This window comes from Rhizobium sp. BK619 (assembly GCF_014195245.1).
In the GTDB taxonomy this organism is placed as follows: domain Bacteria; phylum Pseudomonadota; class Alphaproteobacteria; order Rhizobiales; family Rhizobiaceae; genus Rhizobium; species Rhizobium acidisoli.
Genome location: NZ_JACIBH010000025.1, coordinates 15,833 through 30,682 on the forward strand (window position 1 = coordinate 15,833; position 14,850 = coordinate 30,682).

Consider the following 14,850-nt stretch of genomic DNA (forward strand, 5'->3'; position numbering starts at 1 on the left):
ATCAAAACAAAGAGCTAACGCCCGAACGTTCCACCGACACCATCGATCGTGACCCGAGCTGTCGCATCTGTGCGACAGTGTGCGCTGCGGTATCGAAGACCTCCCCTGTTCCCTTCGGCAAAACGCGCACATTTTCCTTCCACCGGTTCGCTTGGGAACCTGGATCATCAAGGGAGGATGACATGCTTCATCAGAAAGTCGTCGAGTCGCCGTTCAAGCTCAAATACGGCAACTATATCGGCGGCGAATGGCGCGAGCCGGTCGAAGGCAAATACTTCGAAAACCTAACGCCCGTTACCGGCGGCAAGCTCTGCGACATTCCCCGCTCCAGTGAAAAGGACATCAATCTGGCGCTCGATGCCGCCCATGCGGCCAAGGACAAATGGGGCCGCACTTCGGCTGCCGAGCGCTCCAATATCCTCATGAAGATCGCCCAGCGGATGGAGGACAAGCTGGAATTGCTTGCCCAGGCCGAGACCTGGGACAATGGCAAGCCGATCCGCGAGACCATGGCGGCGGACATTCCGCTGGCGATCGACCACTTCCGCTATTTCGCTTCCTGCATCCGCGCCCAGGAAGGTTCGATCGGCGAGATCGACCATGACACCGTCGCCTATCACTTCCACGAGCCGCTCGGCGTCGTCGGCCAGATCATTCCGTGGAATTTCCCGATCCTGATGGCCACGTGGAAACTCGCCCCGGCGCTTGCCGCCGGCAACTGCGTCGTCTTGAAGCCCGCCGAACAGACCCCGGCTTCAATCCTGCTCTGGGCCGAACTGGTCGGCGATCTGCTGCCGCCAGGCGTCCTCAACATCGTCAACGGTTTCGGCATCGAGGCCGGCAAGCCGCTGGCGACCAGCTCCCGCATCGCCAAGATCGCCTTCACTGGCGAGACGACGACCGGCCGGCTGATCATGCAATATGCCAGCCAGAACCTCATTCCGGTGACCCTGGAACTCGGCGGCAAATCGCCGAACATCTTCTTCGCCGATGTGATGGCCGAGGATGACGACTTCCTCGACAAGGCGCTCGAAGGCTTTGCGATGTTTGCCCTCAACCAGGGCGAAGTCTGCACCTGCCCGAGCCGCGCCCTCGTCCAGGAATCGATCTATGACCGCTTCATGGAAAAGGCCGTCAAGCGCGTCGAGGCGATCAAGCAGGGCAACCCGCTCGACAGCGCGACGATGATCGGCGCCCAGGCATCGACCGAGCAATTGGAAAAGATCCTCGCCTATCTCGACATCGGCAAGCAGGAAGGTGCCGAGGTGCTGGCCGGTGGCACGCGCAACGATCTCGGCGGCGATCTGGCGAACGGCTATTACGTCAAGCCGACCATCTTCAAGGGCCACAACAAGATGCGTGTATTCCAGGAGGAAATCTTCGGGCCGGTTGTCTCGGTCACGACCTTCAAGGACGAAAAAGAAGCGCTCGAAATCGCCAACGACACGCTTTACGGCCTCGGCGCCGGCGTCTGGAGCCGCGACGCCAATCGCTGCTACCGTTTCGGCCGCGAGATCCAGGCCGGCCGCGTCTGGACCAACTGCTACCACGCCTACCCGGCCCATGCCGCCTTCGGCGGTTACAAACAGTCGGGCATCGGCCGTGAAACCCACAAGATGATGCTCGAGCATTACCAGCAGACCAAAAATATGCTGGTGAGCTACAGCCCGAAGGCGCTCGGCTTCTTCTGAGGCGTGGTGAGGGTGTAAAACCCCTCCCCACAGGGAGGGACTTAACGTGCTGCTCTCGCCGTATTCACTCTTGAGCGCAGCACATGCATCCGGCTTGTTGTCTTGCGAGCCGAAGCGGCATCTTAGCCCCTCCCCCTTGTGGGGAGGGGAATCTATCTCTCCCAAAACTTTGGAGGAAGACCGATGGAAATCACCGTCAACGGCGAACCGCGTGTTCTCGCGACCGACGCAGCTCTTGACCTGATCGCGGAGATCAAGCGCGATCATCCCGATATCCTCTTCCACCAGTCCGGCGGCTGCTGCGACGGCTCCTCACCGATGTGTTATCCCGTCAATGAATTCATGGTCGGCGACAGCGACGTCAAACTCGGCGAGATCGGCGGCGTGCCGGTCTATATCAGCGCCAGCCAGTTCGAAGCCTGGAAACATACGCAGCTCATCATCGATGTCGTTCCGGGCCGCGGCGGCATGTTCTCGCTCGATAACGGCCGCGAGAAACGCTTCCTCACCCGCTCCCGCCTCTTCGGCGGCGGCGAAGCCTGCGCTGTCCCGGATGTGACGGTCAAAGCGATGTAGAGCATGCCGAAAACTGTGCGCGGTTTTCGGCATCATGCTACTCTCACTCTCAGCGAATTTCGGCTGTAGTATTCCCATAGTACCTTCTGCATGCCGCTCTTTGTTAATCTCCGGCGGTTGGTTTCAAAGGAGGATACGATGCCAGCTTCCAAAATCCTGATGATCACGGGTGATTTCACCGAAGATTACGAAACCATGGTGCCGTTCCAGACGCTGCTTGCCTGCGGCTATACGGTCGACGCCGTCTGCCCCGGAAAGAACGCGGGCGAGACGGTCGCCACCGCTATTCATGATTTCGAAGGCGACCAGACCTATTCCGAAAAACGCGGTCATAATTTCGCGCTGAACGCCACTTTCGACAGCGTGCGGCCCGAAGACTACGATGCCCTCGTCATCCCCGGCGGCCGCGCGCCGGAATATCTGCGCCTCAATGCAGACGTTATCAAAGCGGTCCGGCACTTCTTCGATGCCGGAAAACCCGTTGCCGCCATCTGCCATGGCGCGCAGCTGCTAGCTGCCGCCGGCGTCTTGAAGGGCCGCACCTGCTCGGCCTATCCCGCTTGCCGGCCGGAAGTCGAGCTTGCCGGCGCCACCTTCGCCGATATCTCAATCACCGATGCGGTCTCGGACGGTAACCTGGTAACGGCGCCGGCCTGGCCGGCACATCCGTCGTGGCTGCGCCAGTTCATGGCCGTACTCGATGCAGCAGCGCTGCTCGAAACCAACGCCGCCTGAGGAGGGCGGCACGGGAGGATGACATGTGCGAATTGTTCATCAAGGCGGATGCGCGGCTCTGGGAAAGCACCACCCGGTCGCTGCGCATCGACGGCATGGTGACCAGCGTCAGGCTGGAGAACTTCTTCTGGTCGAAGCTTGAGGAAGTGGCCCGGCGCGACGGCATGAATGTCGTCCAGCTGATCACCCGGCTGCATCATGAATCGATCGATGCCGGCCATGATCTTGGAAACTTCACCTCCTTCCTGCGCGTCTGCTGCGCCCGCTATCTCGACCTGCAGCTCAGCGGCGACATCCCCGCCGATGCCACCCGTCCGATTTCCGGCCTTGACGCGCCCGAGATTCTCGGTCGCGAACGGACGAAATATCACTGACGGCCGGCCCAACGAAACTGTGGAGCAATAACGGCGGAACTGCCTGCAAAGGGCAGTTCCGCAAGATCTCCGACCTGGACGCGGATGCGTGGGCTTGCGCTGCGGCGCAGCCTGGATCAACAATGCGCGCCATCAAAGACCGGCAGGAGATCGATTGCCATGAACGACCAGAAAGCCGTGATCGTTACGGGAGCCGGCGGCAACCTCGGCAGCGCCGTTGTCCGTGAGCTTGCCGCCGGCGGCGCAAAACTCGTCTGCATGAACCGTTCGAGCCAGGAGCTGGAAGCCTTGGCCGGCGATCTTCCCGCCTCCGCCGAGTTTCTGTCGATCGCCGGAACGGATCTCACCGACTATGCCTCCTGCGCCGCAGCCGTCGCCCGGGCCGTCAAGCGCTTCGGCGGCGTCGGTGCCCTGGTCAATACGGTCGGCGCCTTCCAGATGGGGCCGGTCGGACCGGATGCGCCTGCCCAATGGGAGACGATGATGAACGCCAACGCCCGCACCGCGCTGACGATCAGCGCCGCGGTTCTCCCGACCATGAAGGCATCGGGCTATGGCCGCATCGTTCATGTCGCCGCCGCGCCCGGCCTGAAGGCCGGCCCCAATCAAGCCGCTTACGCTGCCTCGAAGGCCGCCGTCATCCGGCTGACGGAAGCGCTCGCTGCCGAATGCCGCGACGACCGCATCACCGCCAACTGCATCCTGCCTGGGACGATCGACACGCCTGAGAACCGCGCCGCTATGCCCAATGCGAAGACGGATGGCTGGGTCACGCCGCAATCGATCGCCCGCCTCATCGCCTTCCTGATCTCGCCGGCCGCAGCCGTTGTCACCGGCGCGGCAATCCCGGCGACCGGCCGCGAATAACGGCTGGAGTGGTGCTCGGCGCCGCAACCTTGAATCGGGATTACTTTGCCGGGATCAGGGGTGATGAAACGGCGGATTTGCAAATTTTGGCCGGTGACATGCGATCCGACTTGAGGTTCGGTTCGCCTTAAGGCAGCCTTATCTCCGCTAATGCATGTCGCACGGAAGTGTGCAGCGGTTCCGGGATAACGACATGCATCAAAACAAAGAGCTAAAGCGCGTCGCATGAATCAAGTTTGATGCGACGCGCTTTAGGCTCAGGTGGCGGGCAAGAGACAGCGGCGGACACGATGGTGGTGATGATCGCATGGCGGCGGCATTTGCCCGAAGGCGGGTGGTTTCGATGACGGACGATCCTGCATTGCGTGCCGTCAGCGCCGTAAGCCTGTTGCGCGAGGAATGGTTCCTGGGCGTCAGCGTCGCGACGAGCTTCGCATTTCTTGCTTTCCAGGAGCAGCTCTTCGGCCGGCTTTCCGATCCGCTTTGGTTCACTGTCGTTTTCGGGTGGCTGTTTGCCGTCGTGCTCGGCTCCGCTCTGTCGGTCGTGCGGCACGCAGACCACCTGGCGGAGCGGCTGAAGGAGCCTTACGGCACGCTCATTCTAACCCTTTCAATCACGTCGATCGAGGTGATGGCAATATCGGCCGTCATGCTTCACGGCGAAAACAACCCCACGCTTGCGCGCGACACGCTGTTTGCAGTCGTCATGATCATTCTGAATGGCATGGTCGGCCTGTCATTGCTGCTCGGCGCGTGGCGGCGGCCGGAACAGCAGCATAACCTGCAGGGCGCTAACGCCTATCTCGGAGTGATCGTGCCGCTGGCGACCTTAAGCCTGGTCATGCCGACATTTCTGGCAGGTCCGGACGGACAGCATCCATCGGCACCGAGACAACTGATACTGGGCGTCATATCGGTCGGACTTTATTCCACGTTTCTGTTTCTTCAGGCCGGCCGCCATCGGGACTACTTCGCGGACGACGGCAACCGTCAGCAACCTCGCAGCGAACATGGCGCCGGCCATGGGCCGATCTGGCCGCATGCCATCCTGCTTGTCACCTATATGGCTCCCGTCGTCTTCCTGGTCGAACAGCTTGCACGGCCGATCGATTACATTATCGAAACCCTGCATGCTCCAACCGCATTTGGCGGTGTCGTGATGGCTATCCTCGTCGCGACGCCTGAGGCAATCAGCGCCGTGCGCGCGTCTATCGCCAACAATCTTCAGCGCTCCGTCAACATTTTCCTTGGTTCGGTATTGTCGACGATCGGGCTGACGGTGCCGGCAATGCTTGTTGTCAGCCAGCTCTACGGACACAGCGTGACGCTCGGCCTGGAGCACGGTGATCTGGTGATGCTCCTGCTCACGCTTGCCGTCAGCATCATTACATTCGCCAGCGGCCGCACGCATCTGATGCAAGGTGCGGTCCACCTGGTGCTTTTCCTGGCCTACGTGCTGCTCATTTTCCAGCAGTGATCTCCGGCTGCGTGAGAACAGGAAAGTAAAAACTCCACGCTCTGCCCTTCTTCCGCTATGGTGACAGTTACAATCGCAGCACTGGCAAGCCTCGCGGCGCTTGCAAGGTTGACGTGACGGAGACCGGACTTGAGCTCACTTTTGCTTGGCGGGTTAGTCTTTGTTTTTCTGTCGGCGGCGACAGCGACAGGAATGATCGTGCGCGGCCGCTTGCCGGATCATCATCTCAGCTCGGAATCCAAGGATGCCATCAGGCTCGCGACCGCGGTGGTGGGGACGCTGTCGGCCCTGGCGCTCGGCCTGCTGATCGCATCCGCCAAATCGACCTATGACAATGCCGAAGTGGAAATGAGAACGGCGGCAGCGCGGGTGCTCCTGCTTGACCGCGTCATGGCGCAATACGGACCGGAAACCGACAAGGCGCGGCAGTTGCTGCGTGAATTGATCCAGAAACGGCTGAGCCGCGGCTGGTCCGCCGATACCACCGACGATGAATCCGGCAACGCGCTCGGGGAATATCAGGATATCGAGGCGGTTCAGGGCGATCTTCGGTCCCTCTCGCCGAGGGATGCCGTTGAGCGTTCTCTTCAGACACGTGCGCTGGATGTGAGCGGCATGGTGGCCGAGACCCACTGGCTGCTGGTCGAATCCGGTAAAGAGGGTTTGCCCTGGGCTTTCCTCGCCGTTCTCGTCTGCTGGCTCTCGCTGCTGTTTGCGACCTTCGGACTGCAGGCGCCAGCCAACCCGACGGTGCTGTCAATTCTGCTCGTTTGCGCCCTGTCCGTTGCCGGCGCGATCTTTCTGATTTCGGATATGGCCAATCCATATGTCGGGCTGATCCGTGTTTCGGATGCACCCTTGCAGTCGGCCATCGAGCGGCTCGGGAAACCGTAGCCATTTTTGTGTCTGCTAACGGCGAACTCTAAAGCTCCTTGTTTTGATGCATGTCGTTATCCCGGAACCGCTGCACACTTCCGGGCGACATGCATTAACTGAGTTCAATTGTGCACCAGCAGCTATTGCAATTTGCATCAATGCCGCGACATAATATCGCATGCCCGGAACTTTTCGGAGAAGGGTCGTCTCCGCCGAGGCACGCATGAAGACTACAGCGCCGCGCGTCTTTTCAGACGCGCAAAAGGACGCTGTAGATCTTTGAAATCGCAGCATAATTCATCCAATCGATTCGATTTGATGAATTATGCAGCAGGCTCGTAAACATCGGGGCGGCGGCAATGCGTGTGAGATTGGATCAGGGTCTGCACCTCTTGATGGTGCTCGCCGGCATGGCAATTCTTGCCGGCTGCGAGGAAAGCGGCAACACTTACGTTCCCCCTCCACCACCTCCGGTTCGGGTCGCGCAGCCGGTCCAGCAGCCGGTGACGCTCTATTTCGAACTCACCGGCAATACCGCGCCGCTCAACGCCGTCGATATCGAGGCACGCGTCCAGGGCTATATCCAGTCCATCGACTACCAGGACGGCATGATGGTGACGAAGGGCACCAAGCTTTTCGGCATCGAGCGCGACACCTACCAGGCGCAACTGGATCAGGCAAAAGCATCGCTCGCCTCGCAGCAGGCCTCGCAGGTCGGCGCAAAGCAGGAATATGACCGGCAGCTCAATCTCATGAAGCAACAGGTCACCACCCAGACCTCGGTCGACAGCGCCAAGGCGACCCTCGACGAGGCGAATGCTTCCATCCTCAACGCCCAGGCCAATGTCGAACTCGCGACGATCAACCTCGGCTATACGGAGGTGCTCGCTCCCTTCGACGGCATCGTCACGGATCACCTCGTCGATATCGGCACGCTGGTCGGCGTGTCCGGCCCCACCAAACTCGCCAGCATCGTCCAGACAGATCCGCTTTATGCCTATTTCAACGTCAGCGAGACGCAGGTGCTGATGATCAAGGAAACCATGGCAAAGCAGGGACATACCTTCAGGCAGACGGACCTTCCGAGCATACCGGCGGAGATCGGCTTGCAGACGGAAGAGGGTTACCCGCACAAGGGACATCTCGATTACGTATCGCCTCAGCTCGACGCCTCCACAGGCACGCTTCAGGTCCGTGCCCTGTTCGAAAACAAGGATCACGCCATGCTGCCCGGCCTCTTCGTGCGGGTTCGGGTGCCGGTCGGCCACAACGACAAGGCTCTGCTGGTGCGCGACGACACGATCGGAACGAACCAGCTCGGCAGCTACGTGCTCGTTCTCGGCAAGGACGATGTGGTGGAGCAGAAACAGGTCAAGACCGGGCAGCGGGAAGGCGCGCTCCGCGTCGTCCAATCCGGCCTCGATCCGGCGGACTGGGTGGTGACCCAAGGGATCCAGCAGGCCATTCCCGGCAGCAAGGTCACGCCCGAGAAGATCGAAATGAACCCGACGGCCAATGCCGCCGGTGATGCCAAGGCCAACTCCACCACGCAATGAATTCGCCACCACGCTTCATCTGAACGTCTGAGGACAACAGCATGATCTCGCGTTTCTTCATTGAGCGACCGGTACTCGCCAACGTCCTGGCATTGGTTTTCGTGCTCGTCGGCGCGGTCGCGCTGTACCAATTGCCGGTGGCGCAATATCCGAATGTCGTCCCGCCGACGGTGCAGGTGACGACGCGCTTTCCCGGCGCCAGCGCCCAGACCCTCGTCGATACCGTCGCGCTGCCGATCGAGCAGCAGGTCAACGGCGTGCAGAATATGGTCTATATGCAGTCGACCAGCGCCAGCGACGGTACCTATTCGCTGATCGTGACCTTTGCCATCGGAACGGATCCGGATCAGGCCCAGGTTCTGGTGCAGAACCGTGTCGCGATCGCAATGTCGTCACTTCCCGAAGCGGTGCAGCTTCAAGGCGTGACGACCCAGAAGAAATCGACGGCGATCCTCGGCTTCGTCAGCCTGACCTCATCCGACAGCCGCTACGACAGCCTGTTCCTGTCGAACTACGCCGTCATCAATCTGCAGAACGAACTCGCCCGCCTGCCTGGAGTCGGCAATGTGACGGTGTTCGGCGCCGGCCAATATGCCATGCGGATTTGGATGGATCCGAACCTGCTGCAGGCGCGCGGCCTGACGCCGCAGGATGTCGTCAGTGTCGTGCAGCAGCAGAGCCAGGAGGTCGCCGCCGGCCAGATCGGCATTCCGCCTGTGCCGAAAGGGCAGATCTTCCAATACACGCTGAATGTGAATGGCCGGCTGAACGAGGCCGCCGACTACGAGAACATCGTCGTCAAGGTCGAAAGCGGACAGGGCGGCCGCATCACGCGCGTCCGCGATATCGGCCGCGTCGAACTCGGCGCTCAGACTTACAGCCAATCCTTCATGCAGAACGGCCGGCCGGCGGCCGGCATCGGCATTTTCCAATTGCCGGAGGCGAATGCCATTGCCGTGGCCCAGGCGGTTCGCGCGAAGATGGATGAGCTCTCGAAGAGCTTCCCGCCTGGCCTCGAATATCATCTGCCGTTCGACACGACGAAATTCGTCGAGGCCTCCATCGACGAGGTCTACGTCACCTTGATCGAGGCCGGGGTTCTCGTTCTCATCGTCATTCTGGTCTTCCTTCAGGATTGGCGGGCGATGCTCGTGCCGGCGACCACTGTTCCCGTCACCATCATCGGCGCCTTCGCGGCCATGGCGGCCTTGGGCTTCACCGTCAACCTGTCGACGCTCTTTGCCATCGTTCTCGCCATCGGCATTGTCGTCGATGATGCCATCGTCATCGTCGAAGGTGTGGCCCGGCACATCGAGGCCGGCATGTCGGGCCGAAAGGCTGCCGAGAAGGCGATGGAGGAACTGCTCGGTCCGGTCATCGGCATCACGCTGGTGCTGATGGCCGTTTTCATTCCGGCCGCCTTCCTGCCTGGCCTGACCGGCCAGCTCTATCGGCAGTTCGCCCTCGTCATTGCCGCGACCGCTCTGATCAGCGCCGTCAACGCCGTCACGCTGAAACCGACGCAATGCGCCCTTTGGCTGCGCCCGCCGGTTCCGCCGGAGAAACGCAACGCCCTCTATCGCGGCTTCAACAGCGTCTACGACCGAGGCGAACGCAGCTATGCCGGGCTGATCGGATCGATGACCCGCCACAGCGGCATCATGGCCATAGCGGCATTTGCGCTGATCGGGGTCGCCGTCTGGGGGCTCTCCCGTCTGCCGACCGCCTTTCTGCCCGTCGAGGATCAAGGCTATGTGCTGATCAGTGCACAACTGCCCGATGGCGCCTCGAAGGAACGCACCGATGCCGTCATGGAAGAGGTCGGCAAGATCGCCGAATCCACGCCTGGCGTCGATCAGGTGCTGACCATCAGCGGCATTTCCGTTCTCGACAACAGTGCCAGCCTGCAGAATGCCGGCGTCGCCTATGTCGTTTTGAAAGATTGGGATGTGCGCGGCAAGGAGAAGGGGCAGGACCTGCTGTCGATCTACCAGCATTTGAACGAGGCTCTGCAGCATGTGCTGAGCGCCAAAACGCTGGTCGTCGTGCCGCCTCCGATCCAGGGCGTCGGCAATGCCAACGGCTTTACCATGCAGGTCGAGCTCCGGAACGGCGTGGCCGACTATCCGCTGCTGCAATCGCTTGCCGATACGATCGTCAGGAACGGCAATGCCCAATCATCGTTGCAGAGGTTGAGCACCCCTTTCCGTTCGAACGTGCCGCAGCTTGCGGTCTCCGTCGATCGCATCAAGGCGGAGACGCTGGGAATTACCGTGGGCCAGGTCTTCTCCGCCCTCTCCGGCTATGTCGGATCGAGCTATGTCACCCAGTTCAATAAATTCGGCCGCACCTTCCAGGTCTATGCGCAAGCCGCTTCGGATTTCCGTGTCAGCCCCGACGATATCCGCAATCTGAAGGTCAAGGCCGGTGACGGCACGATGGTGCCGCTCGGCACGGTCGTCGATGTCAGCACGACGCAAGGTCCCTCGCTGATCAGCCTCTACAATCTCTATCCCACCGCCACCATCGTCGGTGGACCGGCGGCCGGTTTCAGCTCCGGCCAGTCGCTCGAGGTCATGGAGCAGATCGCCGATCATACATTGCCGACGGGAACCAGTTTCGAATGGACGGCGCTCTCCTATCAAGAGAAGGCCGTCGGCGGGCAGATCTACTTCATCTTCGCGCTCGCCATGCTGCTCGTCTATTTCGTGCTCGCCGGCCAATATGAGAGCTGGATCCTGCCACTGGCGGTCATATCAGCCGTGCCGCTCGCCCTGCTCGGTACGGTGGCCGCGCTCATGGCGGCGGGCGTCGCCAACAATCTCTATACGCAGATCGGCCTTATCCTGTTGATTGCGCTCGCGGCCAAGAACGCCATCCTGATTGTCGAATATGCCCGTGAAAAACGGGCGGAGGGCATGGAAATTCTGGACGCGGCCGTTGAGGCCGCCCGCCTGCGTTTCCGGCCGATCCTGATGACGTCCTTCGCCTTCATCCTGGGTGTCCTGCCGCTTGTGCTGGCGACGGGCGCCGGCGCATCGGCGCGCAAATCGATCGGCATATCGGTCTTCAGCGGCATGATCGCCTCGACCTGCCTCGCCATCCTCTTCGTCCCCTCCTTCTACGTGCTGCTGCAGCGCCTCGAGGAATACTGGAAGCGCCGCCGAGCGCCCGCAAACACGGCCGCGAGCGCGGCGGAAGCGGAGATATCGAACGTCGGGTAAGGCGATCGCGGCAATTATTGCACGATCACCTGCACATAGACGTTGCCGCTCTTGGCGTAATAATAACCGCCGCATCGATAATAATAGCCGCCGTAATACGGCCCGTAACGGCAGCCTGCCGGAAGCACGGCGATGGTCGTCGTCGTGCGTGTGACGACCCGCCGCGTCGTCCGGCGGGCCACGCCGGCATAAGAGAGCGGCGTCAGCGGCCTGCCGATGACGGCGCCCGCCGGCGTGGCAAAGCCGATCGACAGCGGCATCGATCCCTGCTCCTCGATGTGGAAGCCGGTGAATATCAGAATGCCGGCCAGGCCGAGGGCGAAGAACAGCTTCCTATAGGTCATTTTACCTCTCCCATATCGGCGGCCTCAGGCAGCTCATCGAGCGATTGCAGCTCACTGAGATCGACCGTCTTTGCGCTGGCCGGAATCTCGATCGTGTAGGAAACGGCCGCGACATCCGCTCCGCTTTTGAAATCGCTGATTTCGAGCGTGTATTCCGGCGCCTGGACGACGTGTTTGCTGGTGATGACGTAACGGCGTGGTATCGGTTGCGGGCCGCTCTGTATCCAGATCTGCCAGTCGATCTCAGGCGTCCGGAAGGCCAGATATTCGCATTCGACCCCATCCACGAACGCACTGGAAATATGCTTGGCCTCCGTCACATCGGACATGAGTTCGTCATAAACGTTGGAGGATAAAAGATCGGCGCCCGGCGCTTCGACGCCTGCGGTCATCAGCCTGTCGATCAGGTCATCGAGCGAACCCTTGCCGTCGATCTTGGCATAGGCGTCGAGGTTCTTGCCATGAACCGTCAGCGACGAACCGTCGAAGCTCACGTCGAGGTCGGCAAAGCCGCCGGTCCTCGTGACCCGCAGCTTATCGGGGCGCGTCAGGTTGGCTGTCCCCGAACTGACGAACTGGAGTTTCTCGAAGGCGGGCGTCACTGCTTCGAGCGACGATTGGTAGGTGAAGGAGATCGTCTTCTGCGCCGTCAGAAAATCGGACATTGTCTTCAGGAGAGCCTTCGCATCATCCGCCCATGCGCTCGTCGGCGGTGCGAGGCTTGCGGCAAGTGAGGCATAGAGGAGGATCCGCTTCAATCGCGGGAAAGAGAAAGTCGATGACATGGCAATGCCTTTCGTTCGTGTCGTCATTGATTTCATCGAATTGCAGATGGCAGCTGCCGGATATTCCACAGCCGGACATGACATGTGAGAGATGCAATGCAGGCAGGTGGGCAAAGGGCCGCTTGCCGGCCTTTGCAGGATCGCGCACCGAATTTCTCGCTGGAGCGCGACGACCTCTTTCTGAGAGCAAGGCTCGAACGGGCGCTACAATCCCGAAGTCAGCACGCGGTGGCACGCTGGTGATACCCGCTGCAGATTATCACGCAGGCAGGCGATGCCCCGCCCTCCCCTTAAAGGCACCATGCGGCACAAGGCCCGGAAGTCCGCTCCGCAGGTTTCCCGCAGGATCATGACTTCCTCACGCGGGGAGAAGGCTGGCATCATTGCCCGAGGGGCCGGCGTGATCGCACCGGTGGCAGCCGCATCGCCGGCCGCCGGCGCCCCCGATCCCCCCAATGCCGCAACGGCTTGCTGACATGGAGCCGATAGGGCGGCATTATGCTGTTGCAGACAGCTGAGCGCCGCAGAACCGCCCGGCGTAACACCGGAACATTGCGCCATAAAATCGCGCTGACAGGCCGATTTGACCGCATTGCGTTGCGCCTGCGTCGGCTGATGCGCCGGCGTGCCGGTCGCAGGCGCCGGGGCAGCCGCCGCATTATTTGCAGGTGCAGCCGCCGCATTATTTGCAGGTGCAGCCGGCGCTGGCTCCGCGGATGTCGATTTGGGTTTGACGTTCACCGCAGAAACCGCCTTCCGGCAGCCTGCCGAAAGTGTCGCGCTATGCTGCTGCAGGCAGGTAAGCGCCTCGATCCCTCCCGGCGTCACCCCGGAACATTTCGCCATGAAATCGGAGCGGCACTCTGCCCTGATCGCATCGCGCTGCTCGTCGGTCGGCGCTTGCGCGGACGCAATCCCGGCGATGAACACCACGGCACAGAACGCAGGCAACGCGGAGATTGCCGATAGAAGTCGATGCCTCCTATATGGAGACGTCAGTAGAGAAGACCCCCATTTTCGCATGATTCCCCCCTATAAATCTCTGATCTACTTCATGAAATCGAACTGCCCTCTGAATAGAACAATAGGCGCCGCCGAATGGACGGACGTTGTTTGCTACTGTGAAATATAAGATGCGCCTGAATTACGTATATTAGAATATTATCTCTTTAGCAACTATCGAGTCGCCGCTGGAAAATCGATGACACCTTGCAAGGATATCATCTCAGAAGTCCAGAAACGGGAAATGCCGCTGTGAGGCTTCTAGGGATCTCGGAAGAGAGTGAGAAGCTGGTCCTACTACGCAGCACATTATACGCTGCGCTTACACATGCGCCCGGTTTTGAGGCTGCGCTTATAAACGGTTGGGAGCCATGAGCGATCTCCATCGTTGTTGCAGACTGGAACTGCGATGGCCATCGCTGATGCGCGTATATGACGGTGACAACCACGATATCCCGCCCGACACGGTAAGGGATAATGTAAGCAATATCCGCCAGCACGATTTCACGCGTGCCCTTGATGCGACCCGGCCGCCCACTCGCAGGCAGCTCCACCAACATATCCACGGCCGTCAGAATCCGCGCCACCACGCGGGCCGCTGCGTCAGGATTATCTTTTTCGATGTAAGAGCCGATTTCATCAAGCCGTCTCAACGCCAACAGCGTCCAGCGGATACGCTTCCCGCTCATGACTGGCGGACAGACCTGAGATATTTCCCGACCACCTTCGCCACGTCCTCGTCGCTGGCAAATTCACCCCGGTCAGCCTCAGCCAACCCGGCTTCGATCTCCGTGAGCTGCCATTCCTGCTGCTCAACGAACGCCTCTATGGCCTTGGCAGCCATGTAGGAACGGGAGCGATCCAGCTTTTCGGCGAGCTGGTCCAGCTTGTTTGCGGTTTCGTCTTTAACACGCACGGTAAACGCAGCTGTCATGATCCTAACTCTCGTTGGTACAGTTTGATTAATGGTGAACCAATATGGTTCGTCAAGATTCTGCTCGCCCAAACGCCAAAAGCCCGCTTAGCAGCGGGCTTTTTGGTATTTCGATAGGAAGATTTGGTTGCGGGTTCAGGCTTTTCCCCGTTCGGGTCTTAAAACAGTCCACTGGGCTGTTTTACGGGGCTTTTCCCGAGCGACCGCTCACCCTTCAGGTTATGGTCCGCAGGACGAGGAGCTACCATCGCCAGCGAAGATGAAGTCTTCGCGCCAGCGATAATTAATGCTGGTCTATCGGGGAAGATAAGGGAATTTGGTTGCGGGGGCAGGATTTGAACCTGCGGCCTTCAGGTTATGAGCCTGACGAGCTACCGGGCTGCTCCACCCCGCGCCAGCGCAAGTCTTT

The 14,850-nt window shown here is 60.5% G+C and carries 14 protein-coding genes, 1 tRNA gene and 1 pseudogene; 9 read left to right on the forward strand and 7 right to left on the reverse strand.

The genetic code is table 11. From position 1 onward, the window contains the following. Positions 1-182 precede the first annotated feature (182 nt). The 9 genes from adh to FHX14_RS32105 all read left to right on the forward strand — a co-directional run bounded on the left by adh (position 183) and on the right by FHX14_RS32105 (position 11,376). The gene (gene adh, locus FHX14_RS32065) at positions 183-1,691 is read left to right on the forward strand and encodes an aldehyde dehydrogenase (protein WP_003590056.1); all 1,509 of its coding nucleotides are present in this window, start codon (positions 183-185) and stop codon (positions 1,689-1,691) included. Positions 1,692-1,874: 183 nt separating this feature from the next. Continuing rightward, positions 1,875-2,267, forward strand: a complete 393-nt coding sequence (locus FHX14_RS32070; RefSeq protein WP_184381101.1) for a DUF779 domain-containing protein — start codon at positions 1,875-1,877, stop codon at positions 2,265-2,267. A gap of 138 nt (positions 2,268-2,405) precedes the next feature. Continuing rightward, entirely contained in the window at positions 2,406-3,002 is a 597-nt protein-coding gene (locus FHX14_RS32075; RefSeq protein ID WP_012559079.1) for a DJ-1/PfpI family protein, read from the forward strand. 23 nt (positions 3,003-3,025) lie between these two features. Further along, the gene (locus FHX14_RS32080; protein ID WP_184381103.1) at positions 3,026-3,376 is read left to right on the forward strand and encodes a ribbon-helix-helix domain-containing protein; all 351 of its coding nucleotides are present in this window, start codon (positions 3,026-3,028) and stop codon (positions 3,374-3,376) included. 159 nt (positions 3,377-3,535) lie between these two features. Continuing rightward, positions 3,536-4,243 (forward strand): SDR family NAD(P)-dependent oxidoreductase, encoded by a 708-nt coding sequence (locus tag FHX14_RS32085; RefSeq protein ID WP_184381105.1) that lies wholly within the window; start codon positions 3,536-3,538, stop codon positions 4,241-4,243. 343 nt (positions 4,244-4,586) lie between these two features. After that, complete coding sequence (locus tag FHX14_RS32090) at positions 4,587-5,720, forward strand: calcium:proton antiporter (RefSeq protein ID WP_184381107.1); 1,134 nt, start codon at positions 4,587-4,589, stop codon at positions 5,718-5,720. Between the two features lie 129 nt (positions 5,721-5,849). After that, the gene (locus tag FHX14_RS32095; protein WP_184381109.1) at positions 5,850-6,614 is read left to right on the forward strand and encodes a DUF4239 domain-containing protein; all 765 of its coding nucleotides are present in this window, start codon (positions 5,850-5,852) and stop codon (positions 6,612-6,614) included. Positions 6,615-6,955: 341 nt separating this feature from the next. Next, entirely contained in the window at positions 6,956-8,152 is a 1,197-nt protein-coding gene (locus FHX14_RS32100) for an efflux RND transporter periplasmic adaptor subunit (protein ID WP_184381111.1), read from the forward strand. A 41-nt stretch (positions 8,153-8,193) separates the two neighbouring features. Then, entirely contained in the window at positions 8,194-11,376 is a 3,183-nt protein-coding gene (locus tag FHX14_RS32105; protein WP_184381113.1) for a multidrug efflux RND transporter permease subunit, read from the forward strand. Between the two features lie 14 nt (positions 11,377-11,390). On the opposite strand, the gene FHX14_RS32110 is transcribed toward FHX14_RS32105, so the two are convergent. The 7 genes and pseudogenes from FHX14_RS32110 to FHX14_RS32140 form a co-directional block, all read right to left on the reverse strand. Next, a complete protein-coding gene (locus tag FHX14_RS32110; protein ID WP_184381115.1) occupies positions 11,391-11,720 on the reverse strand; it encodes a hypothetical protein in 330 nt (109 codons plus the stop codon). Beyond that, on the reverse strand, positions 11,717-12,505 hold the full coding sequence (locus tag FHX14_RS32115; protein WP_184381117.1) for a DUF2092 domain-containing protein: 789 nt from the start codon (positions 12,503-12,505) through the stop codon (positions 11,717-11,719). The genes FHX14_RS32110 and FHX14_RS32115 overlap by 4 nt, the downstream gene beginning before the upstream one ends. Then, the gene (locus tag FHX14_RS32120) at positions 12,408-12,653 is read right to left on the reverse strand and encodes a hypothetical protein (protein WP_184381121.1); all 246 of its coding nucleotides are present in this window, start codon (positions 12,651-12,653) and stop codon (positions 12,408-12,410) included. Before FHX14_RS32120 ends, FHX14_RS32115 begins: the two co-directional genes overlap by 98 nt. A 56-nt stretch (positions 12,654-12,709) precedes the next feature. Further along, positions 12,710-13,528 carry a hypothetical protein gene (locus FHX14_RS32125; protein WP_184381119.1) on the reverse strand — a complete coding sequence of 273 codons (819 nt, stop codon included), beginning with the start codon at positions 13,526-13,528 and terminating at the stop codon, positions 12,710-12,712. A 386-nt stretch (positions 13,529-13,914) separates the two neighbouring features. Next, positions 13,915-14,196: pseudogene (locus tag FHX14_RS33315) on the reverse strand (type II toxin-antitoxin system RelE/ParE family toxin); the annotation flags it as partial. Further along, on the reverse strand, positions 14,193-14,441 hold the full coding sequence (locus FHX14_RS32135; RefSeq protein ID WP_003590037.1) for a CopG family ribbon-helix-helix protein: 249 nt from the start codon (positions 14,439-14,441) through the stop codon (positions 14,193-14,195). The pseudogene FHX14_RS33315 and the gene FHX14_RS32135, both read right to left, overlap by 4 nt. A 317-nt stretch (positions 14,442-14,758) precedes the next feature. Continuing rightward, positions 14,759-14,835, reverse strand: a tRNA-Met gene (locus FHX14_RS32140). Positions 14,836-14,850 lie beyond the last annotated feature (15 nt).

What these genes read in the sequence shown, in the direction of transcription:
- adh (WP_003590056.1), top strand. Translation starts at nt 183, where the DNA reads ATGCTTCATCAGAAAGTCGTCGAGTCGCCGTTCAAGCTCAAATACGGC.
- FHX14_RS32070 (WP_184381101.1), top strand. Translation starts at nt 1,875, where the DNA reads ATGGAAATCACCGTCAACGGCGAACCGCGTGTTCTCGCGACCGACGCA.
- FHX14_RS32075 (WP_012559079.1), top strand. Translation starts at nt 2,406, where the DNA reads ATGCCAGCTTCCAAAATCCTGATGATCACGGGTGATTTCACCGAAGAT.
- FHX14_RS32080 (WP_184381103.1), top strand. Translation starts at nt 3,026, where the DNA reads ATGTGCGAATTGTTCATCAAGGCGGATGCGCGGCTCTGGGAAAGCACC.
- FHX14_RS32085 (WP_184381105.1), top strand. Translation starts at nt 3,536, where the DNA reads ATGAACGACCAGAAAGCCGTGATCGTTACGGGAGCCGGCGGCAACCTC.
- FHX14_RS32090 (WP_184381107.1), top strand. Translation starts at nt 4,587, where the DNA reads ATGACGGACGATCCTGCATTGCGTGCCGTCAGCGCCGTAAGCCTGTTG.
- FHX14_RS32100 (WP_184381111.1), top strand. Translation starts at nt 6,956, where the DNA reads ATGCGTGTGAGATTGGATCAGGGTCTGCACCTCTTGATGGTGCTCGCC.
- FHX14_RS32105 (WP_184381113.1), top strand. Translation starts at nt 8,194, where the DNA reads ATGATCTCGCGTTTCTTCATTGAGCGACCGGTACTCGCCAACGTCCTG.
- FHX14_RS32110 (WP_184381115.1), bottom strand. Translation starts at nt 11,720, where the DNA reads ATGACCTATAGGAAGCTGTTCTTCGCCCTCGGCCTGGCCGGCATTCTG.
- FHX14_RS32115 (WP_184381117.1), bottom strand. Translation starts at nt 12,505, where the DNA reads ATGTCATCGACTTTCTCTTTCCCGCGATTGAAGCGGATCCTCCTCTAT.
- FHX14_RS32125 (WP_184381119.1), bottom strand. Translation starts at nt 13,528, where the DNA reads ATGCGAAAATGGGGGTCTTCTCTACTGACGTCTCCATATAGGAGGCAT.
- FHX14_RS32135 (WP_003590037.1), bottom strand. Translation starts at nt 14,441, where the DNA reads ATGACAGCTGCGTTTACCGTGCGTGTTAAAGACGAAACCGCAAACAAG.